The following is a 24,340-nucleotide window of genomic DNA, read 5'->3' on the forward strand; positions in this document are numbered from 1 at the left end:
ATCCTGGGGCGATGCTTCATGGCCGTTGCGCTTCGTTACTGAAGTTCACCGACTTACTGGAGTATGGCCCTTAATTTATGTACAGGAATCAGCATTGTGGCAGGTTGCTAACTGTGCTAAATACTGCGGTGTTTGGGTAGCTAAATATGCATCAATGACTTGGAACAGTTGGACGTTACCAAACATGAGTGTCAGTGCTGGTGCTTTTGGTGCTCTGACTGGTTGGCAGTTTACCGGTGGTGATATGGACCGGAGTATCTTCTATCTGACTAAGGAAGCCTGGATGAAGATTGCTAACCCAAGTGGTAACACAAATGGCTGGCAAGGCAGCGGTGATAATTGGCAATACTTTGAAAATGGTTCTGCAGTGAAGAACGACTGGCGCAAGGTTGATAATCGTTGGTATTACCTAGATGCATCTGGGAATACGGTTACTGGTTGGCAACAGATTAATAACCACTGGTATTATTTCGATGTTAACCATGACGGAACGTTTGGTGCCGCTCTAACTGGCTGGCAACAGATCAACGGGAAGAAGTATTACTTTGATCTTGAAAATGCATGGATGTTAACTGGACGGCAAGAAATTGATGGTAAGCTATACGCCTTTGGTGACGATGGTGCTCTTCAAGAAGAAACTACTCAGGAAACTAAGCCAGTTGAAGCAAAGCCAAGTATTGATAAGCAGATTGCGCTTGATGATCAGCTTAAAGCCTACATTCAAAGTGAAGTTAAGGCACAACTTGCAAAATTAAAAATTAAAATGGAAGAATAGGAGGATAGACCCTCTGGCAATGTAATACAGCCCGGGTGGTTGTTGCAGATAATGCAATGGCCACTCGGGCTTTTTTTGTCGTATAATGTTAACAATTCTGAACCAGTAAAACCTGTTAACGGTGAGAAAAGCAATGAAGAAAAACAAGAACATGGAGCTATTTGGAGATGGCTTCACGGAAAGGATTGATTGAATGGCACGAGTTGAAGGGTCTACGGATTTATGGGTGGATCACTTGTTAAATGATTCTAAGATTGATTTGGACTATCAAAGCTCTCACATAAAAAATATTGATGATGCACTTCATACTGCTAGTAAAAAATTAAATGGAAAATCTGGTTATCCCGAGTATGTTGGGGTCGTAAAGGACTATTTGCTGGTGATTGAAGATAAGGCTGATATTTCCAATCATGTTTATACTGATCACGATGTTATTACGACTGATGATCCGATGGTCGTTCCTAAATATGCGTTGAATGGGGCATTACATTATGCTCGGCATATTCTGGAACGGACTTCGTATAAGAAGTGTTTTGCCTTTGGGGTTTCAGGTAATGAGAAGTTACATAAAATCACGCCAATGTTCATTAACGAGCGTGGTGACTATGATGTACTGCCAGATGTTGAGTCTTTTATTAGTTTTAACGAGAAAAACATTGATGAATATTATCAAAAAGAAGTGCTTCATGAGGACACTAACGAGGAAAAGACTACTGCTGATATTCTTAAAGATGCTGCTCAACTCCACGAGGATTTGAGAACATACGGTCAGTTAAAAGATGTTGATAAACCGCTGGTCGTATCTGGTATTCTTTTAGCTTTGCGTGAAGGAGAAGCTCGCAACTTTAGTATTGATTCATTAACTGGCGATACGGTTACTACCGATGGAGATAAGCTAATGGACGCCGTTAAGTCTAATTTACGGCGTTCTAACGTCCAACCACAGACCAAGTTGGATAAGTTACTGAGTCAGTTTAGTATTATCAAAGATTCAGCTAAGTTGAATACTAAAGATGCTCGACTGGGTATGACACCATTACGCTACTATACTGAGTTTATCAATCGTACTATTTACCAAGACATTCGTTACACGAACTCCGCAGAGGACTATTTGGGACGCTTCTATGGTGAGTTTATGAGTTATTCAGGTGGTGACGGTCAAAGTTTAGGTATTATTTTGACGCCCAAGCATATCACAGAGCTATTTTGTGACCTTGTAGACCTAAAATCTACTGACCATGTATTTGACCCTACGTGTGGGACTGCTGGCTTCTTAATAGCTGCGATGCATAACATGCTTAAACAGGCCTCTGGTGAGCAGCAGCGACGTGATATTCGTCGTAATCAGCTATATGGAATTGAGCTACAAGATTATATGTTCACCATTGCAACAACCAACATGATTTTACGCGGAGATGGAAAATCAAATCTAAAAAATGAAGATTTTCTGCAACAACCAGCAACAAAACTCCAAACCGAAACAATGGCCACTGTTGGTATGATGAACCCACCATACAGTCAGGGCTCAAAAAAAGATCCTGAGCAATATGAAATCAACTTCATTAAGCATTTGTTGGATAGTGTCCTTCCTGATGGTCGTGTGGCTGTGATTGTTCCTCAGTCTACAATGGTTGGTAAGTCCAAAGCCGAAAAGCAGTACAAAGAAGCTATTCTGAAAGAGCATACCCTTGAAGGGGTTATAACGTGCAATCCTAACACTTTCTATGGTGTCGGTACTAACCCTGTGATTGCTGTATTTACTGCTCATGTGACTCACCCTGCGGATAAACAGGTCAAGTTTATTGATTTCCGTGATGATGGCTATGAAGTTAGTCCTCATATTGGATTAATTGCTACTTCACGTGTCAAAGATCGTAAACAATACTTACTAGATGTTTGGCATGATAACGTGGAAGCTCCAACAAAGTTCTGCGTTAAGTCAACGGTTAAACCAACGGATGAATGGCTGCACAGTTTCTATTACTTTAACGATGAAGTACCGTCGGAAAGTGATTTTGATAAGTCAATTGGGAATTACCTTGACTTTGAGTTTTCGATGGTTATGGCTGGTCGTGATTATCTCTTTAAGAAAGACGGTGATCATGATGCTTAATTTATCTGATCGTGATTGGAAAGAGTTTAATGCGTTTGGCACGGACGGACTTTTTGAGATTCATACTACGAATAGCAGTATTGATAAGAATAAATTGTTATCTGGAGATAATCTAACTGTACCTTATGTGACTCGTTCTGGTGGTAGTAATGGAGTATCAAAATTCGTTAGTTCTGAAAATTATAGGTATGGTTTTGACAATGGCAAGTCTATAACGGTGGGTTTAGATACTCAGACAGCTTTTTATCAGCCTTATAAATTTGTCACTGGACAAAACATTCAAGTTGTTACTGGTGAACATCTGACCCCATCAGTGATTCAATTTTTGTTACCATTGTTTCGTTCTCAAATGACTGCTAAGTTTAACTGGGGCGGTAATGGTGCGACATTATCACGTATGAAACGATTAAAATTACTTCTTCCAGTAAATGAGCAAGGTAAACCTGACTTTAAGTTTATGGCTGATTATGAGCAAGAATTACTTGAAAAAAAGAAAAATTATTATTTGAAGTATGTTCACTCAGTTTTGGCAAAGTTGGAATATGTTAAAATCCAGCCATTATCTAATCTTCAATGGAGAACTTTTAGAATTGACGACCTGTTTGAGAGTGTTACACGACCGCCTGCTCGTTCTAAAAACAAGTATGATGAGGGTGATATACCATTCATAGCGTCGGGGGCGAGTCTTAACGGTTCTGTAAAGTTTTGTCGGCCTCATGAGAATGAAGTACCAGATGCTAGTAACTGTATAACTGTCAGTCCGGTAGATGGAAGTTCTTTTTATCAATCAACGGAATTTTTAGGCCGTGGTGGTGGTGGTTCTTCGATTATTATGTTGAGATCACAACGTTTGAATAAATATAATGGAATTTTCATGGCTAGAGCTATCAACAATACTACGTCGAAATATCAATATGGACATATGGCTACTAGTGATGGCATTAAACGTGATCGAGTTCTATTACCTATTGATGCTCAAGGCCAACCTGACTATGACTACATGGAACAATACGTTAAGAATAAGATGATCCAAAAGTACAATAACTATTTGCAATACCTCAATGCACGTTAATTATTTGAATTAGGAATTGTACAAAATGGGGCGCGGTATATATAGTAGTATACTGATATCAATTTGAAAGGAGCTAATATAATGAATCAAAGGTTAAGAGGACAATTCGTTAAGGCTCCTAGTAAAAAAATAAGCAAAGTTGTAAATAAAACTGTTGAAATTAATCCTAAATCAACTATGAATGAATTATTAGAAAATCCTAAATTAGTCAAGGCCTTACAGAAGTTATCATTAGTTTAGAATAATATGGTATACTGATTACAAGTTAATTTTGAGTGGGACAAAATACCCGGCACTTCATTTGAGGTGTCGGGTTTTATATAAAAAAATAAAGCGCTGCACACATTCTGCACACAAAACTGAGTTAAAGCCTTGATATATAAGGCTTACAACTGCCTGTTTGGAACTCAGAACGGTTTCACGAGTGGTATATGAAGTGTCCAGCAAAAGATATTTACATTAGTGAGTACACACCTTTACCAGATACTGAAATAGTCGCTGACTTAGGTAATAAACACAGTTTCACTGCAACAGGGAAACGTAAGCACGAGCTACTGTTGAAAGTAAAGAAATAAGCCGACAGGTCAACGCTTGCCAGCTTTTAAAGTACATAAAAATAAATAGTAAATTCTAGCAGAAAGGTGGTGTGGTGATATGCGAAAAATCACAGTGTATAAAATTCATAGTGCAGATAATTTGGTAAAAAAGATTGCAGAGCTACGTAATCAAGGGAAACATCCCTTTAGTATTGCAATGTTTAACCAAGATGATAATGATTTTCATGGAGATCCAACATATTTGCTTGATGCACCAGTTGGCTATTCAACACGACCGTATCAAGCAATAGCACCATATATTAATCAGTACAATATCGTGGAGGTGTAATTTTGATGAATTTAAAAAGGGAAATCCGCTTCAGGGGTTACGAGGATGACTGGTCTGAACGTCAGCACAAAGACCCATTGGGCTTTGGCATGGAGAAATGGCTAAATGAGCTAGCCAAAGAGTATGATGATGTTGAAATCGTTGGATGCAGTCATGACCAAACTATTGATGTGCCTGCCGATTCATTTTCACCTAATAAGCCATATGAAACTATCTACATAATTGCAAAGGTCATTAAATATGTCTAGATATAGAAGATGTCGTTATCCTGGTTGTCATGCGATGGTACAGTTACCAGATCATTACTGTAAACAACACTATGAACATGAAGCGGAGTATTTGGCTAATCGTCAACGATGGGCACGGTCACATAGTCAACAGTACCAACACAAGTACAATATTCAAACGCGTAATCGGAATAGTGTTAAGCATAATCAGTACCAGTTCTACCGAGGCCGACAATGGCAACGGTTAAGACCACAGGTGTTAGAACGTGATCATTACATCTGTCAATATTGCGGTCAACCTAACAGCAATACCGTTGATCACATTGTACCGATTGAATATGATGAGAACCTCAAAGATCATCTTGATAACTTAGCAACCATCTGTCGCAAGTGTCACCGATTAAAGACCGATTGGGAACATGAGTGGTATGGTACAGGCATCGACAACCAGCGCAAGCAAGTCGCCGAGTTGCATGATGTACTTAGTATCAAGTATCTAATGACTAAAGGGCACCAATAGACTCTAACGCAATGAATTTAATAGTTAAAACGACATCGCCCTGAGAGCCTCAGAAATGTCCGTAGAGCAATTTTAATTTTGATGAAAATTATTTCCAAACGGGGCAGAAGTTTAGCACCCCGCCCCCGTTACCATGCTCAGAAAGAGCGCACACATTGCAGCCAGCTTGCACGCAACCCCTAATTTTAAAAATTTTACCCCAGGGGGGGTCAAACTGTTTCAAAAATAATGAAAGGAGATCCAAGAATGCCCAGAAAAGCCTATTTTAAGCAGAATAATGGACGTTTACCCAAAGATCAACCTCATTATTTAGGACGCTTAGCAAAAGGGTGTTGGCGTAAAGTTGTGCCTTTTTTAGAGAGTACGCAACGGGTTCAAAGAATAGATGATGCATTAGTTGAACAATATTGCTCGGAATATGAAATTTATCGCCAAGCGTATCAAAATATTCAGGAAAATGGGATTCAAACTAAATTATTTAATTCATTACAAGATTCAACTGGTCAAATTATTGGTAAAGATTTTGCTGGTTACCGAAAAAACCCAGCTGTTGCAACAATGAATGACGCACTAAAACAGTTGAAGTCAATTGGCTCACAATTAGGGCTTTCACCACAAGCTCGTCAGGAATTAATGCAGATTGCTAGTCATAAAAAAGAGAAATCAGTGGCGCAACAGTTTAAGGATATTGGATTAGTTTAGAAGGTGTAAATAGAAATGCAGAAAATCGATTTAACTCAAACTCATGATGTGATTGGAGCATATCATCAATGCGATTTTGAGAATATCCGTCACCAATATACTGATCCAGCTACGCAATATGCTTTTGATGTTTTGGATAAAAGGCTAATTAGTGGTTACTTGATTAAACTAGCTGCCTTTCGTCATCTACGGGATCTACAACGTGCAGAGCGTGGTGAATTTAACTATCATTACGACTTAAAAGAAGTCGATAAGATTTTGAAATTTGCTAAAATTGCACCAAACGTTGATACGGATGAACCAACAGCTTTAATGGATTGGCAAAAATTTATTTTTGGCATGATTTTTGGCTGGCGGGATGATAAAAATAAGAAACGATTTACGCGGGTCATTCTTTCGGTTGCGCGGGGGCAAGGAAAAACTTACCTTATGGCTATTTACATGGTTTACTGTTTTCTGATCGAATCCATGGGGTTAGCTAATCAGGATTTTTTAGTTACAGCTTCTAACTATGATCAGACCGGTAAGCTGTATGGTTATATCAACCATATGCTGAAAATCATCTTTGACCGGCAGCCAATTTTTGCTCAACTAGCGAAAGAACAAGACATTGTGATTCGGGACCATACTGGAATTACTATGCGTAAGACTAACAATAACTTGTGGCCGATGTCGATGAATGCTGACAAATACGATTCAAAACACTTTACAACTGCAATCTTTGATGAAATTGGGAATGTTGCGACTCGTAAGGGTAGTGAAGATATTATGTCCGGACAGTCGAAAATTCCCAACCACCAGTACATCGAAATTTCAACCTCTTACCAAGACCCATCTGTGCCATTCCATGATGACCAGAAGGTAGTTCAACAAATCATGGAGCAGGATTATTCCCGTGACGGTGATCGGATGTTGGGGATGATTTGGGCACAAGATAGCTTAGATGAAACCTTTAAAGAAGATACCTGGTACAAATCTAATCCGCTTTTATACTTACCAGGTCAAAGGGATATTTTATTAGATGGGTTGCGTGACAAACGTGATTCAGACATGCTAACCGGTTCAATTGATGATTTTCAAAATAAGAGTCTGAACTTATGGCTACAGGAAGCTACTAATAGTTATTTGAAGCTATCTGATATTGAAAGGACCAAAATGAATTTTGATCAGATTGATGGATGTCAAGTTTATATTGGTTTTGACTATTCTATGTTCAGTGATAACACGGCGATAGCATTCATCTTTCCATATACGGATAATCAAGGCAATCCTCGCTGGCACATTAAACAACATAGCTTTATTCCTTGGAATAAGGCCGGTTCCATTGAGGCGAAGGAAAAGCAGGATGGAATTGAGTACCGGGAGTTAGCTAAGCAAGGTTACTGTACAATTACTTCACACCCTCAGGGCTTGATTAATGATGACCAAGTTTATCAGTGGTTGCTAAATTATGTTCATGAACACGATTTTAAAGTCATGTTTTTTGGTTACGATGCATGGGGAGCTACAACGGCTATTAAACAGATGGATATTAATACAGAATGGCCGTTGGAACCGATTCGTCAACGTACTAGTGAATTAAAGGATCCTACTAAATTCCTACAAAAAGGCATGATTGAAGGCACAATTACCCGTGACGATGACAAAATTATGGAAAAAGCGCTAATTAATGCTCAAATCATGGAAGATAAGATTGGCATTCAAGTTGATAAAGCTAAGGCTACGTTAAAAATCGATGTAGTTGACGCTATTATTGATGCTCTTTATCAAGGCATGTATCACTTTGAAGATTTTGGGGTTGCTAATGATAAGAGTAAACAGGTTGACCTAATGACCAGTGAACAGGTAAAGGCGTGGTTTGAAAGCGAAGAATCTGGATTACTGGGAGGTGATGACGATGATGATTAAATTATTCCAGACAATTTGGCGTTTTATTGATGTTATTTGTTTCTTAGCAGCCTTTGGATGTATTATCTGGGGCTGTTTTTTAATTAACCTAATTGTTGGGTTATTTAGCATTGGAGTTGTGTTGATCCTAGTAGGTTTAGCTACAGAGTATTTGGCATCACCTCCAAAATAATGAAAGGAGATGAAATGAATGCCTATATTTAAGATGCCAAAAGTTAGTCCAGGACTTTCAATTACGACAGATGATGACGTGTTGCATTTTTTGAACCCAGATAATAAAAGTAAGTACGTAGATGCTCGGACAGCTTTGAAGAACTCCGATATTTATTCACTTGTTTACCAGTTATCATCAGATATGGCAGATGCTAAATTTGTAGCTGAATCGTCACGAACGCAAGGAATTTTGAATAATCCAACATTGACTTCCAATGCTCATGCGTTTTGGCAGTCTATGTTTGCTCAATTACTTTTAGGCGGTGAGGCGTATGCTTACCGTTGGCGTAACAGTAATGGGACTGATACTCAATGGGAGTATTTGCGACCGTCACAAGTTGCGCCTTTTTTATTAGAAGATGGTTCAGGGTTAGTTTATAACGTTACATTTGACGGACCAGAGATTGGCTATCGACAAGCTATTCCGCAAAGCGATATGATTCACATCCGATTGCTTTCTCAGAACGGCGGTAAAACAGGAATCAGCCCGTTAGCATCTCTGGCTGATGAATTAGCAATTCGGGATAGTTCCAATCGGTTAACACTTACTGCATTGGGCCGGTCAATTATGGCACCCGGTGTGTTATCCATTACTAAGGGTGGCTTGTTAAATGGCAAGATGAAAGCACAACGCTCTAAGCAGTTTATGAGGCAAATGAATGATTCTAACAATGGACCAATTGTTTTGGATGATTTGGAAAAATACGAGCCTTTGGAGATCCAGGGGAATGTTGCTCAATTGCTGAATCAAGCCAGTTGGACCGGTGCTCAGATTGCTAAGGTGTATGGGGTCAGCGATAGTGTTATTAATGGTCAAGGTGACCAACAATCATCTATTGACATGATGAATGCTAATTATCTACAGTCGCTCTCACGATTCACTAATTCCGTTACAGCAGAGTTAAACGATAAATTAGCTGGTAGGATCAAGATGGATTTACGCCCTGTGATTGATCCAACTGGGGATGCTTATGTTACTAGTATTTCTAACTTACAGAAGAATGGCACAATTGCCGCTAATCAAGCAACTTGGTTATTACAGCAAGCCGGCTACTTACCGGAAGACTTACCGGAAAAAGAACAACCCCAAGCACAGGTTCAAGCCGTGCAAGTGGTATCCGGTGATAAGGCAACGAAGGGAGGTGATAACGATGATGAAGATTCCGATTAAAGGTGATATTGTTGATGATGCTACAGCAGCTTTTTATGATTTCTTTGGTATTCCATCAACGTCACCGTCTAAAATTAATAACTTAATTAATTCAGCAGCTGGTGACGCGTTAGAAGTCGATATTGCTTCCAATGGTGGGGATGTTTCAGCAGCTTCGGAGATTTACACCAATTTAAAGGGTTATCAAGGTAAAGTAACTGTCAATGTTGAAGGCCTGGCCGCTAGCTCTGCCAGTATCATTGCAATGGCTGGGGATGAGGTTAATATGTCTCCCACCGCTCAAATGATGATTCACAAGGCCTGGACTATTACCCAAGGAAACGCTGATGATTTATCCAAAGCAGTTGATATGATGGATGCCACTGATCAATCGATTGTTAATGCTTATGAACTGAAGACGGGTATGAAGCGAGATGACATTCTACAGATGATGGCTAAGTCAACCTGGATGACTGCACAGGAAGCAGTGGATAAGGGATTTGCGGATAAGATCTTGTTCGTTGATGAAAAAACTCCTCAAGTAGTTAATACTACTTCAACGATTGTTCCTAAAGCAGCTGTTAACAAATTGTTGACTTTATTAAACCGGAAAGATGTTACTAAGAACGCACTTAAGCCGGAAACTAAAAATAATAAGCAAAAGCCAACTCCTAGTTTGAGAGACCAGAAGTTGGCGATTTTATTTGGAAAGGATGATGACCAAAATGGTAATTAATGAATTAAATGATGCTTGGATTGCCAAGGGTCAAGAAGTGTCAGATCTAGATAGTAAGCTGAATGCGGCCGTTTTAAATGACAACTTTTCTACAGAAAAGTTCAATAAATTAAAAGGCAAGCGTGACCAATTGAAGTCACAGCGTGATGCAATTAAGGAGCAACTAAATGAAGCACGAGCTGTAGAAGTGGCAAAGATGAAAGATAAGGATAAAAAGCCTTTGACCGATAAGGAAAAGGATATGAAGAAGGACTTTGTCAATAACTTTAAGAATATGATTCGTGGACGTTTTAACGCAGTTACTTCATCAACAGAAACCGATATTGCTGGTAATGGTGGCCTGACAATTCCGATTGATGTTCAGACCGCTATTCACACCTTAGTTCGTCAATTTGCTACTTTGCAAAACCTGGTTAACGTTGAATCAGTTTCTACAACGTCTGGATCTCGGGTATATGAAGTACTTAGTGACATGACACCAATGGCTAAGATCGATAGTGAAGGAGCTGAAATCGGTGCAGGTGATGATCCGAAGCTTCGTTTAATTAAATATGCTATTGACGAATATGGTGCTATTAATACGGTTACTAACAACTTATTAAAAGATTCCGCTGAAAATATTTTAGCTTGGCTTTCTAACTGGATTGCTAAGAAAGTAGCTGTTACTCGTAATGTGGCAATTATCGCCGCAATGGGCAAACCTGCTAAGAAGCCAACAATTGCTAAATTTGATGATATTAAGGACTTAGAAAATAATACATTAGATCCAGCTATTATGCAGACTTCATCCTTTGTTACTAACCAATCTGGGTACAATGTTCTTTCAAAAGTTAAGGATGCTGAAGGTCGCTATATGTTACAACGCGATGTATCTCAAAAGGATGTTTATTTGCTTGATGGAAAGCAAATCACAGTAGTTGCTGACAAGTGGTTACCTGATATTTCTGGTGCTCATCCGCTTTACTACGGTGATTTGAAACAAGGTATTACTTTATACGATCGTGAACATATGTCATTGTTTACAACTAACGTCGGTGCAGGAGCATTTGAACATAATACGACTAAGATTCGTTGTATTGATCGTTTTGATGTAGAAGTGATTGATGATGGTGCGTGGGCTGCTGGCTCATTTAAGACTGTTGCTAATCAATCAGCAACTACTCCAGACAATAGTGGTCAAACTGCTTAATTGAAAGTGGGTGAACTGATTGGCTGATTCAGATGACAAGATGCTGAACGAAATCAAAGGATTACTGTACCTGGACGGGTCAGCGGATGATGGCCTCTTAAAAGGGTATATTGCAGCCGCTGATCAGTTCATTAAGAATGCTGTTGGCGATAATCAAGATTTCTATGAGAAGGCAAATGTAAGGCCGCTATTTGAAAGTGCTGTTAAGGCATTAGCAGCGACTTATTATCAATATCGGTTAGCATTATCCGATACACAAACATTTCCTATCAATTTGACTGTGAACAGTATTATCGGTCAGTTACGTGGGCGGTACGATTTAGAAGTAGGTGATAATGATGAAACTAGCGATCAGCCGGCTCAATCATCTAATTGATTTTGGAGTGACAGAGCAGATCGATACGGACACCATTGATGGCTCTACGACCAAGTTTGTATCCAAAAGGTGCCTGCATTGTGCCTTTTATCAGCGTTCACAAAGCCAACAGTATTCGTTATTAGGAACAAAACTGGAAGACACGATTGTGGTTGCAGTCCGTTCACAGTACAAGATTGATAAAACGATGTTAGCTCAGCTTGATGGTAATAATGACGTAACTTACCGAATTATTACCATTAGTCGTGATGATAGTCATTCGTTACAGCGTTATGACCTGATTACATTAAAAGATGTTACGAAAGGTGATGATTAGGATGGCGGATTTAGCAGATATGATGGAAACGTTCGGGAGAAGTACCGAGAAACTGATTCCAGATTATGCTACTAAGAAAGCTATGACTGCAGCTGGTGCGGAGACATTAACACAGGCGTTAAAGACTGAAACCAGGTCAAAGCACTATCAACGTGATAGTAAAAAAGGTAGTAAACGGAAGATCAAACACTTTGCGGATTCAGTAGTATTTGAAAATACTGATGTTAACGAAATTGATAACGGTAATTCAGTGGTGGGTTTTCAAGGTAAAGATGAAAGTGGTATTAACCACGCGCGGATTGCTCGCTTTCTTAATGATGGAACGATTAAGATGCGTGGCGATCATTTCGTTGATAATATTCGACGTGCAACCGCCCCTGCTGTGTTTGAAGCTGAAAAGAAAGTTTATGATGCAATGACTGGTGATAAAGGATGAAATTACCAGTAACTCAAGCAAGAGAATTGATGGGGAATGATTTTCCCTGGATTAATCGTTATTTCAAGGAAAAGGTTCCTAAAGGGGCTGGAGTCAAAGCCAGTGAAACAATATGTATTATCAGTGAATGGTTAAATGAGCCAACCTATTATGCGAACCAAACTTTTAAAGGCTGGACGATTGGTGTAGAAGTTCATATCTTCTATAAATTAAATTCTGGCCTTTCAACATTAGATGAAGAGATGAAAATTGCACGGTTGTTTGTTAAAGACGGCTGGACAATTGAAAATTCAAGAAACCATTCAACGGACCCTGACACTCAGCAAGTGGATAAGGTCTTTTATTTTGCCAAGGATTTAGTAATAAAGGAGCGTGAAAAATAATGGCAGGTATGTCTGTTAAAGGGATTGACTTTGTCATGGGTGGAATTACTGATGATAAAGGTATTTTAATTACTGACCCTGATAAGGGTGGATTAGGACCAGCTGGGATTGCTCTTTGGGATGGTGACGGTGATGGTGCTACCACTGCCAATGTCACTGCACTTGAAGAAGCTGGTCAGCAACAATATGCGAATAACAAAGTTAAGCGGATTAATCATGGGGTTCCAACACCTCAGTTGGCCTTAACAATGTTAGATATTCCATATGAAGATGCTAGTAAGATGGTTGGTTATGGTGTTGTTAATGGTGGCCGTGTACTAGGTAGCAAGAAGCCCCATGTTGCGATTTTACTAGCCACTCATGATTTTGACGGTAATTGGTTCTTTGAGGGCTTTGCTAACGGTGAAATGATTATTCCAACTCGTAACCATGGAACTTCCAATAAGAATGAAACGGATAGTAATGCAGCCTTTACGTACCAAGCAATGGCGCCAATTCCCAATAACGTCTTTCTGAATGTAGATGGGTCACAGCAGTCCTACAAGATGTATAACACTGGGGACTCTAAGTCCTGGAAGGGTTATGACGTTATGCTGGCAGAAGTGTTCGGTGGGTACAAGGGTGATAACCCGATGGCTTCCTATATTCAAGCCACTGGTACAGATAGTTTTACTAATACTAATCAGTCGGATGTTAATAAGCCAACCGCATAAATAAAATACTAGTCGCCAATTGAAATACACAATACGTAAGGGCGGCTATGAGGGGGAAACTTTATGGTTGTTAAATTGAATACAACGAAAATTGGTTTAAAAAAGCCTGTCAACGTTCACGCTAATTTAACCAACGTTGATAAGGCTGATGAAATGATGATTGCGATGCTCTCATTAAATGTCGATATGGACGAAGCAGAAAAGAATAGTGATGAAGAAGATTCTGTTAAGCAATCATTAACGATGTTAACAAAAGAACGTCAATTTACTAAGAAGTCATTAGAATTCTTGCAAGATGTTTTGAACTTATCTGATAAGCAAATTACAATTGTTAAGGATCATGCGGACTTTACTATTCTTGGTGAATATCTAAGTTATGTATGTAATCGAATCAAAGGCGTGCCAGAATCGGCTTATGAAAAGGAGACTAAGAAGACAGCCCCAAAAGAACAGTCGGCCAGCTCAGAAGAGCAATAAATGATTATCAACAAGAGCTAGAAGATCGAAACTACTTTCGCCAACGATTAATGCTTGAATCAGGAATTTTACCATCAGAGTTAGATAAGCAGGATTATTTTGAGTTACTGAAAATTCAAAGTGCCAAAGCTCGAGAAGAACGGCTATTACAAGGTGCTGAAGGATTTAAGAAAATGGCTCAGATATTTGGAAATTAGAGTATAATGATTGCTGAAGGAAGGGTGAACTATATGAAAGAAAAATGGTTAGCATTTTACAATAGCAAGTATTTCTTGCCCTTGTGTGCAGCTTTGATTTTAGCTATTGAAACGTTCATATTTATTAAAGTTATGGATGCTTTTAATTTATGGTTTGCTCTAATTGCAGTAATTATGCTCTTTATAGTAGTCAAAATTGTTACAGCTTTACTAACAATGGTATTATCAATTTTCAAATAGATAGAATAATTGAATATTTCATCGGGCCGGTCATTATGATCGGTTTTTTTGTACTCCGGGGAAGGAGGTGTCACATTGAAAGTACAAAATGAAATGTCAACTCGTATTTCTGTGGAAACAGTAGCTGCCATTGGTAGCTTAAAAGCCTTTAGGAATGCAGTTACCGCAACAAGTAATGCTTGGCGCGCTCAAGAAACAGCACTCAAAAATTCTGGTAATTATTCAGAAGCGGTTCGCTCAAGAATTAGTGGTCTGAATAAAGTAATGGAATTACAACGAGCCAAAATTAAAGAATTACGGTCAGAACAAGAAGGGCTTGATACCTCAAATAGGAAACAAGCAACACAGTTTTTAAAACTTGAAAAGCAAATTTCACAAGCTAACAAACAACTTGCTAGTTATGATGGTCAAGCTAGAAGAGCCAAAACTGCTGCTGCTTATCAAGTGTCCGGACTGGCATCATTGCAAAGTGCCTATCGTTCGGCACAGTCTGCATCAAATGCATATGTAGAACGCTTAAGAGCTGAGGGTAAATCAGCAAGTGCAAGTGTAACCAGATACCGATCATTAAAAACGAGTCTTGCTAATTTAGAATCTCAATATCGTAAACAAGAGTTTATGCTTAAGCAGGTTGCCAATGCTAGTGGCAAAGATTCTGAAGCTTACCGTAAACAAGAAGCACAATTAAATAAAACTGCCACTTCAATTGCTAAAACTAAAGATGAAATGAAGTCGTTGCGAGGAACTGTTGCCAGTCTTCAGCCAACTGGAATCAAACGTATTGATAATGCTGTGTTGAAGATTAATGACCATACTAGTCGGATGAAGACTAAGTTTAAGGATGCTTTTACGAATATTCGGCAAGGGGCTTCTGGTGTTGCTAACACAATTGGCGTTATTACCGTGGGACTTGTTGATGCCGCTAAAAAAGCTGGCTCTCTACAAAAAACTTATGTTGAAAACCAAAACTTGATGACCACCGCTGGGGAAAAGAGTGCTGATGTTCAAAAAGAAGTTAATCAGATGTACTCGCAGGGTGAAAAACTATCGGTTAAATATGGCGTTTCCCAAAAATCTATTTCAGAAGGATACCAAACTTTAATTAAACGTGGCTACGATGGTAAACAATCGCTAGGTGCAATGAATTCAATATTGAAGGCATCGAAAGCGTCTGGTGATGATTTTGATGACACCATGCGAGTTACGACTTCAACCTTGGAAGCTTTTGGGATGAAGGTAAATTCCACTGGTGGAATGATGAAGAACACAGCTAAAGTAGCTGACACTTTGGCCAAGGCAGCTGACGTTACTTCAACCAGTTTTAAAGATATTGGTGAAGCCATGACTTATGCTGGACCATCAGCAAAAGCAACTGGTGTTTCACTGAAAGAAACTTCTGCTATTCTAGGGGTGCTTTCCAATAACGGATTAGAGGCTACGCAAGCAGGTACCGGTTTACAACGGATCCTTACTCGTTTGGCGGCACCAACTGACACTGCTAAAGCATCTTTAAAGAAATACAATATGTCAATTGATGACTTTAAGACAAAGTCAGGTAAACTAAAACCTGTTGGTGATATCTTTAAGGAAATCAATAAACATGTTCCAAAAGCTGAACGACTAGAATTCTTTAATAAGGTATTTGGTCAAACTGCACAAAACGCGGCATCAATTCTTTCAAGTTCTACTAAAGATTTAGACCATGTTAATAACCAGTTAAAAACTGCATATAAAGAAGATTATGCTGGTAAGCTTGCCGAGAAGAACATGAAATCAGCTAAAAATTCTTCTGATCGTTTTAAGTATGCAATGCAAGCTGTTCAAATTGAATTAGGGCGTAATATGCTACCAGCTATTTCTAAAGCCTCACAGTCGATGGCGGAAGCCTTTATGCGTAAAGATACTCAGAATGGTATGAAAGCTATTGCTAAGGGTATTGGAAGCATCGCATCAGCCTTAGTTAGCTTTGTTACTTTAATTGGGAAGCATACGACAACAGTTAAAGTATTTGGGAGTGCCTTATTATTAGCGTTTGCTAATTTAAAGGTTCTTGAAGGCATTGGACGAATTAAGAATGCCATTTCGATTCTTAGTGGATTAAAAGCAACAACCAAGATAGTGAAAGCATTTTCATTTGGAATTCGTGGTATTGGTACCGCATTAAAAGTAGTAACTGTCGGTTTTAACCCTTGGGTGATTGCTATTGAAGCCGTTGTTGTAGCATTTACTCTACTGTATAAACACAGTAAGAAGTTCCGAAAGTTTGTTAATGGTTTAGCTAAAAGCGCTAAGTCAGGTTTGAAAAAGCTTGGCGGTTTCTTTAAGTCAGCATTTAGTAACATCGGTAAAACGATGCAAAAGCACAATAAGGAACAGGCTAAGCTTCAGCGTCAAGAAATTAAGCAGCGTCAGCAAACCGCTAAACATATTAGCAAAACTGTTTCAAAGATGTGGCGTGGAATTAAAAAGACTACGCACATAGCTTGGCATAACCAGATAAAGGAAAATCAGCGTGGCCTAAAAGATGCTCATAAAACTTGGAATTCAATGAGTCGGAATGTTCAACGAACTTCCAAAAGTATGTGGAAAAGAGCTAGTCGTGACGCTCGCAACGGTTGGAACTATGTTGCTCGTTGGGGTAACCGGAGTTCTAAGGATGTTGCTAAAACTTGGAACTGGATGAATCGGCAAACAACCAGGGCGGCACAAAGAATGTTCCAAAAGCATAAGCGGACGTTCAAGGCCGGCTACAAGGTTATTGAGGACCAAACGAAGACTTGGAAAGATCTTACTAGCGGTCATTGGGATCGTTTAGCAGGTGATACTCAACGAACAGCTAATGATATGAATAAATTTCATCAACGGTTGTTTAAGGATATGTATAACAAGTTAAATGACCTAACAGGTGGCCGCTTGGGTGATATGGTTAAGGCTTGGCAAGACAAAATGAATAGTATTGGTGATACCGTTGCGAATGCAAAGCAAGCTATTCATACTCACTTTGTTGACTTGGTACGTGTCATTATCAAACCATTTAACGATATGCTGGCTGATCTACAAAAAGGGATTAACTGGGTATTGGATAAGTTGGGAGCATCTAAGATTGGAGGCTCCTGGCAAGTGCCGATGCCAAGTTATGCAACCGGTACCCGAGATGCACATCCAGGTGGATTTGCTAAAGTTAATGATGGTAAAACTGATCACTATCGGGAACTATACCGACTACCAAATGGTGCTGTGGGAATGTTTCCGGCAGTCCGTAATATGATTGTTCCATTGCCTAAAGGTACGTCAGTCTTAGATGGTGAACGCAGCTACGCCCTAATGCGGATGATGGGTAAAATTCCTCATTATGCAGATGGCATTGGTGCTTTATCTGATATGTTTAGTAATATTATCAACACAACTGGTGATGCCCTTGATGGAATGATGGAGGAAGCAGATAAAATAATTGCTCACCCAATCGAATTCATGGAAGGTGTATTTAAGAAGTTTGTTCAAGTTTCTACACCAGTTAAGTTTGCTAGTGATTTGGTTACATATGTTCCAAAGTATATTGCTAAGCAAATGGCAGATTGGATAAAGAAACAATTTGCTACCTTAACTAATCCAGGCGGTGCTGGTGTAGAACGTTGGCGACCTTACATCATTCGAGCATTTCATCAGTTAGGTGTTGAGCCAGTTGCGTGGAAGGTTGAAAAATTATTACGTCAAATTCAAACTGAATCTGGTGGTGACCATTAGCCTTTCAACATGGTTATGTTGATGCTAACACTGGTGGTAATGAAGCACGTGGTTTGCTTCAATTTGCTGGATCTACGTGGGCAGCAGATGCTCTACCTGGTCATACTGATTGGAAGATTAGTTATAACGAAATCTTAGTTGCTATTAATGTCCTCGAACAAGGTGGCGAAGGTGGCTGGGGTAACGTTGGTAATGGTCACGGTTGGGAAAACGGTGGTCTTATCAATAAACATGGTATGTATGAAGTTGGTGAATACAACCGTCCAGAAATGATTGTGCCACTTGACATTTCAAAACGTTCGCGAGCTTACCAATTATTAGGTGAGATTGTTACTCGTTTTCATGCAGAGGAGCCAAGTCATGGTAACCAGGTTGATAATTCTGAAGATCATAAGCAGTTGCAAGAACTTAACACTAAGTTTGATCAACTACTTGGAATGTTTAGTCAATTATTAGGTTTGAGCAATGATCAGGTTCAAGCTATTAAAGGACAAGGGACTTTTGATACCAAACAATTTTATAAGAAACAAGCGCGCGATGCTGCAATGAGATCATTTAGTTAGAGGATGAGCTAGTCATGGAACCATTTTTTAAAATGAAAATTGGTGATAGTGATGAATTTGACATTATTGATAAGATTCCAGATATAACATATTTGGGAGTTGATGATGCTAGTTCATCACCACAATTCACTAATAATTATCAAGATCTATCTGGGAAAGATGGGTCTTTTTTTGTGGGTCAAACATTCGCTAAGCGGACGTTTAATGAACGATTTATATTGGCTTCCAGAAATTGGGAAGATTACCAATTAGCTAAGCATGAAATATATAAGTTATTTGGACGAAGAGAATTGATTAGAGTACGAACTGACGTGAATAATGCCAAAGTTTATTTTGGCTATGTTAACCCGTTTGATATTACGCCAATTCAATCAGGAGCTAATTATGCTAATTTAACAATTCCTTTTGATCTGCCTAAGCCGTATCGTTATTCACTATATCGTTCAGATTCCCCTTATACGTTTCAACAATTGGGGTGGCAATTTGGGATGAATTTGCCTAGTCACTCTGATTCAGTGAGTTATAAATTTACAACTAATAATTTTAAGGTTTATAACGCCAGTGATATTAAAGTTGATCCTTATTTTCAAAATCATGATTTAAAGATAATCATTAAGTTTAATGGAAATTCATTGAAGATTCACAATAAAACTACTGATACTACTTGGACCTACAACGAAAGTAGCGACGGCAACCATAGGATTATCTGGGATGGTCAATCATTAACTACCTATCTTGATGGTGATCAGGTTAACGGTAAAACTGATTTTGGTTATATTAGTTTAGATCCTGAATGGAATGATATTGAGTGTACTGGAGCTAACTCAATAGATATTACATTTAGTTTTCCATTTATCTATTTGATATGAGTTCACTTACAACTCCCTTGGTTATTTTGGAGATTAAGGATGGGTACTTTTATCCTCCAGTAAACCCTGGAAATGATAATATAGCAGTTCTCCAGTCTGCATTATCAGATTCAATTTATATCCAATGGGAAGTAAATAATACGTATCAAGCGCAATTTACTGCTTATGATGATGGCTCAGAAGCCTTTAATCTGCTAGAAGTTCAAAATATGGTAAAAATTGCTGATCAATGGTTTGTAATTAAACAGATTCAACCAGACTATTCAGGTGGGATTGCGACGGTGGATGTGAGCTTATCACATGTTTCAAATGAAATTTCGCGTATAAGGCATTACAGTAATAAGGATCCAGTTGATTGGGGAGACAATTCACATTATTCAGAAGATAATAGCAATTCAAGTCAAACCGATTTACAAGTTTCTTCAGATAGCAGTAATGACGATCAGACTGAGCAAGTGACACCACAGAATATCCTAGATTGTATTTTTAAGAACAACAGCTGGGGCGTGACGTATCAAGTAATTGGAGAATTTAACTCAGTTAGTGTAGACGATCCATATGCTAGCGGTAGTGGAAAAGATCTCTTAGACCGAATCAGAGAAGCATGGCCAGATTGCGTAATTTACCCAGACAACTTAAATATCCGTGTTTATTCGCATGATGAGTTTTATAAAAATTATGGTAATCGGATTGATTATTTGCACGATACAGCAGAGATAACGTTATCTTATGATTCTACAAATATGAGTAATTGTGCTCGCCTAGTTGGCGCTACGTATGAGCAGGATACTACAGTCGATACCGGTTTACCCAATGGAAATGCGGGTAAAGGTGCTCAAGCAGTAATTGATGATGCCAAGAAATATGTTGGTGTTCCATATGTATGGGGTGGTGCAGGTGGTTCACGAGGTGGAAATCCATTTAGTGGAATGGATTGTTCTAGTTTCGTTTCACAAGTATATAAGGATTTTGGTATTAATGTACCAGCGTATACGGTGTCACTTGAGAGTTGTGGAAGCGATGTTGCTTCACCACAAACTGGTGATATGGGATTCTATGGTTCTCATGGAGCAAGCTACCATGTAACTCTTGCTTTAAATTCAACCACGATGGAATATGAACCACAGCCTGGAGAATCGTGCAAGGTTACCCCAATTAGTTACTATCCGCCATCGTGGTGGGAACGTAATGATCAAATGGCGGCAGTAGTTGGGTCAGCTGGGGATGATAATGACGTTGACAATACAACAACTGATAGCAAAGAAATGTATTATTTTGCACCATTCTGGTATCAAAATCAGGAAAGTGTTAACCGATGGGGACAATTTGGTGCGGATGATATTACTTCTGATACTATTCAAAACAAGGATGAGATGAAGAGATATGCAGATACTCAGTTTAATCTCAACCCCGATTTAGAGATTGACGCAACTTTACAAGGTAATCGGAAGCCAATTCCTGGCGAATTAATCAGAGTTGAAGTTAAACCCAAGCATTTTGTAACTACTGTGGCTGTTGTTGGTTATCAATGGTATCCATATAGTGAAATCAGTCAGTCAACTGAAACGCTGAATTCTAATGGTAAAAATATTCTTGATTACGATAATGCCCAACTCAATAACATTTCAGTTATTCAAGATAGTGTTCGCAAGATAATGACTTCTAATATAGAAACACAAAATGGTCAGGAAACTTGGACTGAAAGTGAGGCTAAACAATATGCTGACACCCAACGTGATTGATATTTCTGAACAATGTTCAACCACAGATTTCAGTAAATTAAAGTCTGAAGGGATTAAATCAGTAATTATTCGTCTTGGTGTGGGGAATGTTCAGGATGAGCGGGCAGCTAAATTTATTATAGGTGCTAAAAATGCTGGATTAATTGTTCATGGCTACCACGAATACCAAGATGATGTTGAGAATCAGATTCAATGGTCTGTCCGGAATGCACATAAACTTGGATTATCAAATAATGCTTATTATTTTTTAAAAGTAAAAAGTAGAAAAAACATAGAAGAAATTTTTCGTCCATTTTATCGAAATTGGAAGATGAATCGATGGAATGTTGGCTTATATGCTCCGGCTACTAAATTTAATAATTTTGATTTCGATGAATTCGAGAGAAACTCCATTTATAAATGGGCCGTAAAGACTGATGATCAATTAAATCAAAAGATGGATTTGTTAAGTATTAATTCCCTAAATGGGCTAGGGAAAGACATTGATGTTAGCGGTAAATTAATTCAGGTAATTGATGCAAATGAGTTAATAGAAACTGATCCCAATAAAGATTATCGAGTTAGTTCTGGTGCTTTTGTGGGCTTTGACTATTCAACCACTTCCGTTCAGGGTGGCAAATTTTTGGTATCCTCTCCAGACGGTATTAATAAAATTCCTAAATTAGGACCTGATGGATCATTTATGTTTAACCGAGATGATGGTGAACGTATATTGAAATTAATAGGAGCTAAGGTTGTTCCCAAAATTCGTATAAATAAAAATGCATTATTGAAAGCACCAGCTGATTATTCAGATGGTGTTTTTTATGAAAAAGTATTTTTAGATAGTTTTCAAATTAAAGTCAATCAGGGAAAACTAGGAATATTAACTACCAAAGTAATTGTTGATGATAACCATTGTTATGCTAGGCAACAATTAGAAGTTATTGATAGTAAAAAGCCTGTTACTTTATTAAGAAATGGTCAGGGAAATGCTTGGAATAATTGGAACTATTTGTTGGGAGATGAAGAGAATGCAGGATCAAATTAGGTTACATACAACTGATTTACCAATTATGCTTAGTCGAGAATTTTATGATGATTTAGTTGAGAACTTTAGGTTAATTGAACAAACATTGAATAATCTTAACAGTGAGATTAATTCGCTGAACGGGCAATTTAATGATTTGAACAAAGATGATATTCAAACTGAATTAATTAATGATGCTGGAATTTCTGTTACTGATAATGACGGAGAGACCAGCATTATTGATATTAGCGATACGGATACTTCATCTGAAATTAGTTAGAAAAGGAGGGATTAATTTTGCCAGTTAAGGTAACACATAACAATAGTGGCCACCATTACCGAATAGCGATTGATATTGCTAAAGAAGGGGCCGAAGTGTTTGACCTAACGCCTTATTTCAAAGGGCGTGTTGGTGATAATAACTTTGGCCTGCAAATTGTTTGGTATTATCAAGGACAGCTATTAGACGTTTCCGGTATGAAGCCCTTTATTCAAGGGAATGTTGGCCACTATTCATTTGATGATCAGAAAAACTTACAAATGGCACCTGACGCTGGAACGGTTTCATCAACAGGCGATCCAAAGGATTGCCAAGCCAATGGTCAAGCACTATATCGGTTTCCTGAGCAGATGTTTCCTAAAGAAGGAATTTTCAAGGGCTTTATTGGGTTACTTGATGATTCCGATGACGGTGGTCATACACATTTAACGGGAGTTAATATTTGGTTCCGAGTTCTGGGCGGCGTCGCTCAAATGGGACGAGCTTGTGATTTCTACATTAGTGATTTGGATATTGCGTTGACTAACGCTAAAGAGAAGCTCCGTCAAGAAGGTATTGAACGAGAACAAGAATTTGAAAAGATCCTGGCCGATTTGCAAACTAAGCAAACAACCATTTCAAAGGAGTTAGATAAACTTGGCGATGATACTAAGCAACAATTCCTTGAATGGTTAGCTAAATATAAGCAATCACTACAAGATGCTCTTAATGCGGTTGATGATCCTAAAGAAGGATTAATGACGAAGTATTCATCGCTGCTAACGATGGCGAAGCAGATTCAAGAGATTCTTAAACAAGCCCAATTCCATGACCGGCCATTCCACTTTGCTACCGTTAGTGCTATGCAGAAGTACACAGCGTTAATGGATGGTGACCTTGCAATCACACATGGTTGGGACAATTACGATGATGGTCATGGGGCTTACTGGAATATTCGGGTTAAGCATAAGGACGAAACGCCGGATGAGCAGAACGTTATTAGCATTAATACTGATATGGGCTTAGTTGCGGAACGGAACTCATCCTTGCTGAGTGCGGATAGTCTGGAAGACTTCCTGTATGGGTACACGATTGAGATTAAGCATAATCAATGCGAACACCCACTACGTCCAGCAGTGCTGTACTACGAGGACGCTATCGGGACTGAACGGGATGGCTTAGGAAAAACTAGTCATGGTTTCGGGCAAACAAATACCAAGCTAATTAATTGCATTGCGGAATACCCGGATGCAAACACAATCAAGGTTAAGATTCCGCGGAACTTCTATCTTGATGCCGTACCGCACTATAAGTTTGGCGCTTGGTATCTGATTGATGGTAACCGGACGATCAAGGTTGACTTGGGAATAACAATTGATGACGCTAAGGCCCAAGCAGGTGATGGAGAAGGTAATTCTTACCTATCACCGAATACGGGTTACTTCTCAAAGCCAACGAGTCCAACCGACCTCCGGGCGGTCTACATTGATGAACACACACAAAGATTATTGTGGAGGGATTAGTTA

The 24,340-nt window shown here is 38.9% G+C and carries 27 protein-coding genes; all 27 read left to right on the forward strand.

Annotated features, from left to right (window positions below; translation table 11 throughout):
• Positions 1-25 precede the first annotated feature (25 nt).
• The 27 genes from PRK60_RS02785 to PRK60_RS02915 all read left to right on the forward strand — a co-directional run bounded on the left by PRK60_RS02785 (position 26) and on the right by PRK60_RS02915 (position 24,337).
• Positions 26-775 carry a hypothetical protein gene (locus tag PRK60_RS02785; protein WP_273646270.1) on the forward strand — a complete coding sequence of 250 codons (750 nt, stop codon included), beginning with the start codon at positions 26-28 and terminating at the stop codon, positions 773-775.
• 193 nt (positions 776-968) lie between these two features.
• Positions 969-2,888: an HsdM family class I SAM-dependent methyltransferase gene (locus PRK60_RS02790; RefSeq protein WP_273646271.1), complete on the forward strand. Its 1,920-nt coding sequence runs from the start codon at positions 969-971 to the stop codon at positions 2,886-2,888.
• Positions 2,878-3,960: a restriction endonuclease subunit S gene (locus tag PRK60_RS02795; protein WP_244974018.1), complete on the forward strand. Its 1,083-nt coding sequence runs from the start codon at positions 2,878-2,880 to the stop codon at positions 3,958-3,960. Before PRK60_RS02790 ends, PRK60_RS02795 begins: the two co-directional genes overlap by 11 nt.
• An 81-nt stretch (positions 3,961-4,041) precedes the next feature.
• Positions 4,042-4,200 carry a hypothetical protein gene (locus PRK60_RS02800; protein ID WP_273646272.1) on the forward strand — a complete coding sequence of 53 codons (159 nt, stop codon included), beginning with the start codon at positions 4,042-4,044 and terminating at the stop codon, positions 4,198-4,200.
• A gap of 414 nt (positions 4,201-4,614) precedes the next feature.
• The gene (locus tag PRK60_RS02805; protein ID WP_273646273.1) at positions 4,615-4,845 is read left to right on the forward strand and encodes a hypothetical protein; all 231 of its coding nucleotides are present in this window, start codon (positions 4,615-4,617) and stop codon (positions 4,843-4,845) included.
• Between the two features lie 2 nt (positions 4,846-4,847).
• Complete coding sequence (locus PRK60_RS02810; RefSeq protein WP_392391043.1) at positions 4,848-5,093, forward strand: hypothetical protein; 246 nt, start codon at positions 4,848-4,850, stop codon at positions 5,091-5,093.
• 34 nt (positions 5,094-5,127) lie between these two features.
• Positions 5,128-5,592 carry an HNH endonuclease gene (locus PRK60_RS02815; RefSeq protein ID WP_392391044.1) on the forward strand — a complete coding sequence of 155 codons (465 nt, stop codon included), beginning with the start codon at positions 5,128-5,130 and terminating at the stop codon, positions 5,590-5,592.
• Positions 5,593-5,838: 246 nt separating this feature from the next.
• Positions 5,839-6,294, forward strand: coding sequence for a phage terminase small subunit P27 family (locus PRK60_RS02820; RefSeq protein WP_273646275.1), 456 nt, complete (start codon positions 5,839-5,841; stop codon positions 6,292-6,294).
• Between the two features lie 15 nt (positions 6,295-6,309).
• Entirely contained in the window at positions 6,310-8,202 is a 1,893-nt protein-coding gene (locus PRK60_RS02825; protein WP_273646276.1) for a terminase large subunit, read from the forward strand.
• A complete protein-coding gene (locus PRK60_RS02830; RefSeq protein ID WP_273646277.1) occupies positions 8,192-8,374 on the forward strand; it encodes a DUF1056 family protein in 183 nt (60 codons plus the stop codon). The genes PRK60_RS02825 and PRK60_RS02830 overlap by 11 nt, the downstream gene beginning before the upstream one ends.
• An 18-nt stretch (positions 8,375-8,392) precedes the next feature.
• The gene (locus PRK60_RS02835; protein ID WP_273646278.1) at positions 8,393-9,586 is read left to right on the forward strand and encodes a phage portal protein; all 1,194 of its coding nucleotides are present in this window, start codon (positions 8,393-8,395) and stop codon (positions 9,584-9,586) included.
• Positions 9,567-10,301, forward strand: a complete 735-nt coding sequence (locus PRK60_RS02840) for a head maturation protease, ClpP-related (RefSeq protein ID WP_273646279.1) — start codon at positions 9,567-9,569, stop codon at positions 10,299-10,301. Before PRK60_RS02835 ends, PRK60_RS02840 begins: the two co-directional genes overlap by 20 nt.
• On the forward strand, positions 10,291-11,490 hold the full coding sequence (locus tag PRK60_RS02845; protein WP_273646280.1) for a phage major capsid protein: 1,200 nt from the start codon (positions 10,291-10,293) through the stop codon (positions 11,488-11,490). Before PRK60_RS02840 ends, PRK60_RS02845 begins: the two co-directional genes overlap by 11 nt.
• A gap of 19 nt (positions 11,491-11,509) precedes the next feature.
• Positions 11,510-11,866, forward strand: coding sequence for a head-tail connector protein (locus tag PRK60_RS02850; RefSeq protein WP_273646281.1), 357 nt, complete (start codon positions 11,510-11,512; stop codon positions 11,864-11,866).
• The gene (locus PRK60_RS02855; protein ID WP_273646282.1) at positions 11,826-12,182 is read left to right on the forward strand and encodes a phage head closure protein; all 357 of its coding nucleotides are present in this window, start codon (positions 11,826-11,828) and stop codon (positions 12,180-12,182) included. The genes PRK60_RS02850 and PRK60_RS02855 overlap by 41 nt, the downstream gene beginning before the upstream one ends.
• Before the next feature lies 1 nt (position 12,183).
• Entirely contained in the window at positions 12,184-12,618 is a 435-nt protein-coding gene (locus PRK60_RS02860) for an HK97 gp10 family phage protein (protein ID WP_273646283.1), read from the forward strand.
• Positions 12,615-13,001: a DUF806 family protein gene (locus PRK60_RS02865; RefSeq protein WP_191910849.1), complete on the forward strand. Its 387-nt coding sequence runs from the start codon at positions 12,615-12,617 to the stop codon at positions 12,999-13,001. Before PRK60_RS02860 ends, PRK60_RS02865 begins: the two co-directional genes overlap by 4 nt.
• Positions 13,001-13,714 carry a phage tail protein gene (locus tag PRK60_RS02870; protein WP_273646284.1) on the forward strand — a complete coding sequence of 238 codons (714 nt, stop codon included), beginning with the start codon at positions 13,001-13,003 and terminating at the stop codon, positions 13,712-13,714. The genes PRK60_RS02865 and PRK60_RS02870 overlap by 1 nt, the downstream gene beginning before the upstream one ends.
• 63 nt (positions 13,715-13,777) lie before the next feature.
• On the forward strand, positions 13,778-14,191 hold the full coding sequence (locus tag PRK60_RS02875) for a phage tail tube assembly chaperone (protein ID WP_273646285.1): 414 nt from the start codon (positions 13,778-13,780) through the stop codon (positions 14,189-14,191).
• A gap of 230 nt (positions 14,192-14,421) precedes the next feature.
• Positions 14,422-14,628 carry a hypothetical protein gene (locus tag PRK60_RS02880; RefSeq protein WP_273646286.1) on the forward strand — a complete coding sequence of 69 codons (207 nt, stop codon included), beginning with the start codon at positions 14,422-14,424 and terminating at the stop codon, positions 14,626-14,628.
• A gap of 75 nt (positions 14,629-14,703) precedes the next feature.
• Entirely contained in the window at positions 14,704-18,372 is a 3,669-nt protein-coding gene (locus PRK60_RS02885) for a phage tail tape measure protein (protein ID WP_273646287.1), read from the forward strand.
• Positions 18,373-18,425: 53 nt separating this feature from the next.
• On the forward strand, positions 18,426-18,935 hold the full coding sequence (locus PRK60_RS02890) for a lysozyme family protein (RefSeq protein WP_273646288.1): 510 nt from the start codon (positions 18,426-18,428) through the stop codon (positions 18,933-18,935).
• Between the two features lie 14 nt (positions 18,936-18,949).
• Positions 18,950-19,804 (forward strand): phage tail domain-containing protein, encoded by an 855-nt coding sequence (locus PRK60_RS02895; protein ID WP_273646289.1) that lies wholly within the window; start codon positions 18,950-18,952, stop codon positions 19,802-19,804.
• A complete protein-coding gene (locus tag PRK60_RS02900) occupies positions 19,801-21,546 on the forward strand; it encodes a phage tail protein (protein ID WP_273646290.1) in 1,746 nt (581 codons plus the stop codon). The genes PRK60_RS02895 and PRK60_RS02900 overlap by 4 nt, the downstream gene beginning before the upstream one ends.
• Positions 21,524-22,576: a GH25 family lysozyme gene (locus tag PRK60_RS02905; RefSeq protein WP_191913379.1), complete on the forward strand. Its 1,053-nt coding sequence runs from the start codon at positions 21,524-21,526 to the stop codon at positions 22,574-22,576. The genes PRK60_RS02900 and PRK60_RS02905 overlap by 23 nt, the downstream gene beginning before the upstream one ends.
• Entirely contained in the window at positions 22,560-22,835 is a 276-nt protein-coding gene (locus tag PRK60_RS02910) for a hypothetical protein (protein ID WP_273646291.1), read from the forward strand. Before PRK60_RS02905 ends, PRK60_RS02910 begins: the two co-directional genes overlap by 17 nt.
• Before the next feature lie 17 nt (positions 22,836-22,852).
• Positions 22,853-24,337, forward strand: coding sequence for a DUF2479 domain-containing protein (locus tag PRK60_RS02915; protein WP_273646292.1), 1,485 nt, complete (start codon positions 22,853-22,855; stop codon positions 24,335-24,337).
• Positions 24,338-24,340 lie beyond the last annotated feature (3 nt).

It is taken from the genome of Limosilactobacillus portuensis, from assembly GCF_028607025.1.
Classification (GTDB): Bacteria; Bacillota; Bacilli; order Lactobacillales; family Lactobacillaceae; genus Limosilactobacillus; species Limosilactobacillus portuensis.

Excerpts from the sequence above, each read along its gene's own strand:
- PRK60_RS02910 (WP_273646291.1), top strand. The coding sequence starts at position 22,560 with ATGCAGGATCAAATTAGGTTACATACAACTGATTTACCAATTATGCTT.
- PRK60_RS02845 (WP_273646280.1), top strand. The coding sequence starts at position 10,291 with ATGGTAATTAATGAATTAAATGATGCTTGGATTGCCAAGGGTCAAGAA.
- PRK60_RS02790 (WP_273646271.1), top strand. The coding sequence starts at position 969 with ATGGCACGAGTTGAAGGGTCTACGGATTTATGGGTGGATCACTTGTTA.
- PRK60_RS02805 (WP_273646273.1), top strand. The coding sequence starts at position 4,615 with ATGCGAAAAATCACAGTGTATAAAATTCATAGTGCAGATAATTTGGTA.
- PRK60_RS02800 (WP_273646272.1), top strand. The coding sequence starts at position 4,042 with ATGAATCAAAGGTTAAGAGGACAATTCGTTAAGGCTCCTAGTAAAAAA.
- PRK60_RS02795 (WP_244974018.1), top strand. The coding sequence starts at position 2,878 with ATGATGCTTAATTTATCTGATCGTGATTGGAAAGAGTTTAATGCGTTT.
- PRK60_RS02895 (WP_273646289.1), top strand. The coding sequence starts at position 18,950 with ATGGAACCATTTTTTAAAATGAAAATTGGTGATAGTGATGAATTTGAC.
- PRK60_RS02875 (WP_273646285.1), top strand. The coding sequence starts at position 13,778 with ATGGTTGTTAAATTGAATACAACGAAAATTGGTTTAAAAAAGCCTGTC.
- PRK60_RS02865 (WP_191910849.1), top strand. The coding sequence starts at position 12,615 with ATGAAATTACCAGTAACTCAAGCAAGAGAATTGATGGGGAATGATTTT.
- PRK60_RS02905 (WP_191913379.1), top strand. The coding sequence starts at position 21,524 with ATGCTGACACCCAACGTGATTGATATTTCTGAACAATGTTCAACCACA.
- PRK60_RS02860 (WP_273646283.1), top strand. The coding sequence starts at position 12,184 with ATGGCGGATTTAGCAGATATGATGGAAACGTTCGGGAGAAGTACCGAG.
- PRK60_RS02820 (WP_273646275.1), top strand. The coding sequence starts at position 5,839 with ATGCCCAGAAAAGCCTATTTTAAGCAGAATAATGGACGTTTACCCAAA.
- PRK60_RS02815 (WP_392391044.1), top strand. The coding sequence starts at position 5,128 with ATGGTACAGTTACCAGATCATTACTGTAAACAACACTATGAACATGAA.
- PRK60_RS02870 (WP_273646284.1), top strand. The coding sequence starts at position 13,001 with ATGGCAGGTATGTCTGTTAAAGGGATTGACTTTGTCATGGGTGGAATT.
- PRK60_RS02855 (WP_273646282.1), top strand. The coding sequence starts at position 11,826 with ATGATGAAACTAGCGATCAGCCGGCTCAATCATCTAATTGATTTTGGA.
- PRK60_RS02825 (WP_273646276.1), top strand. The coding sequence starts at position 6,310 with ATGCAGAAAATCGATTTAACTCAAACTCATGATGTGATTGGAGCATAT.
- PRK60_RS02830 (WP_273646277.1), top strand. The coding sequence starts at position 8,192 with ATGATGATTAAATTATTCCAGACAATTTGGCGTTTTATTGATGTTATT.
- PRK60_RS02880 (WP_273646286.1), top strand. The coding sequence starts at position 14,422 with ATGAAAGAAAAATGGTTAGCATTTTACAATAGCAAGTATTTCTTGCCC.
- PRK60_RS02840 (WP_273646279.1), top strand. The coding sequence starts at position 9,567 with ATGATGAAGATTCCGATTAAAGGTGATATTGTTGATGATGCTACAGCA.
- PRK60_RS02835 (WP_273646278.1), top strand. The coding sequence starts at position 8,393 with ATGCCTATATTTAAGATGCCAAAAGTTAGTCCAGGACTTTCAATTACG.
- PRK60_RS02900 (WP_273646290.1), top strand. The coding sequence starts at position 19,801 with ATGAGTTCACTTACAACTCCCTTGGTTATTTTGGAGATTAAGGATGGG.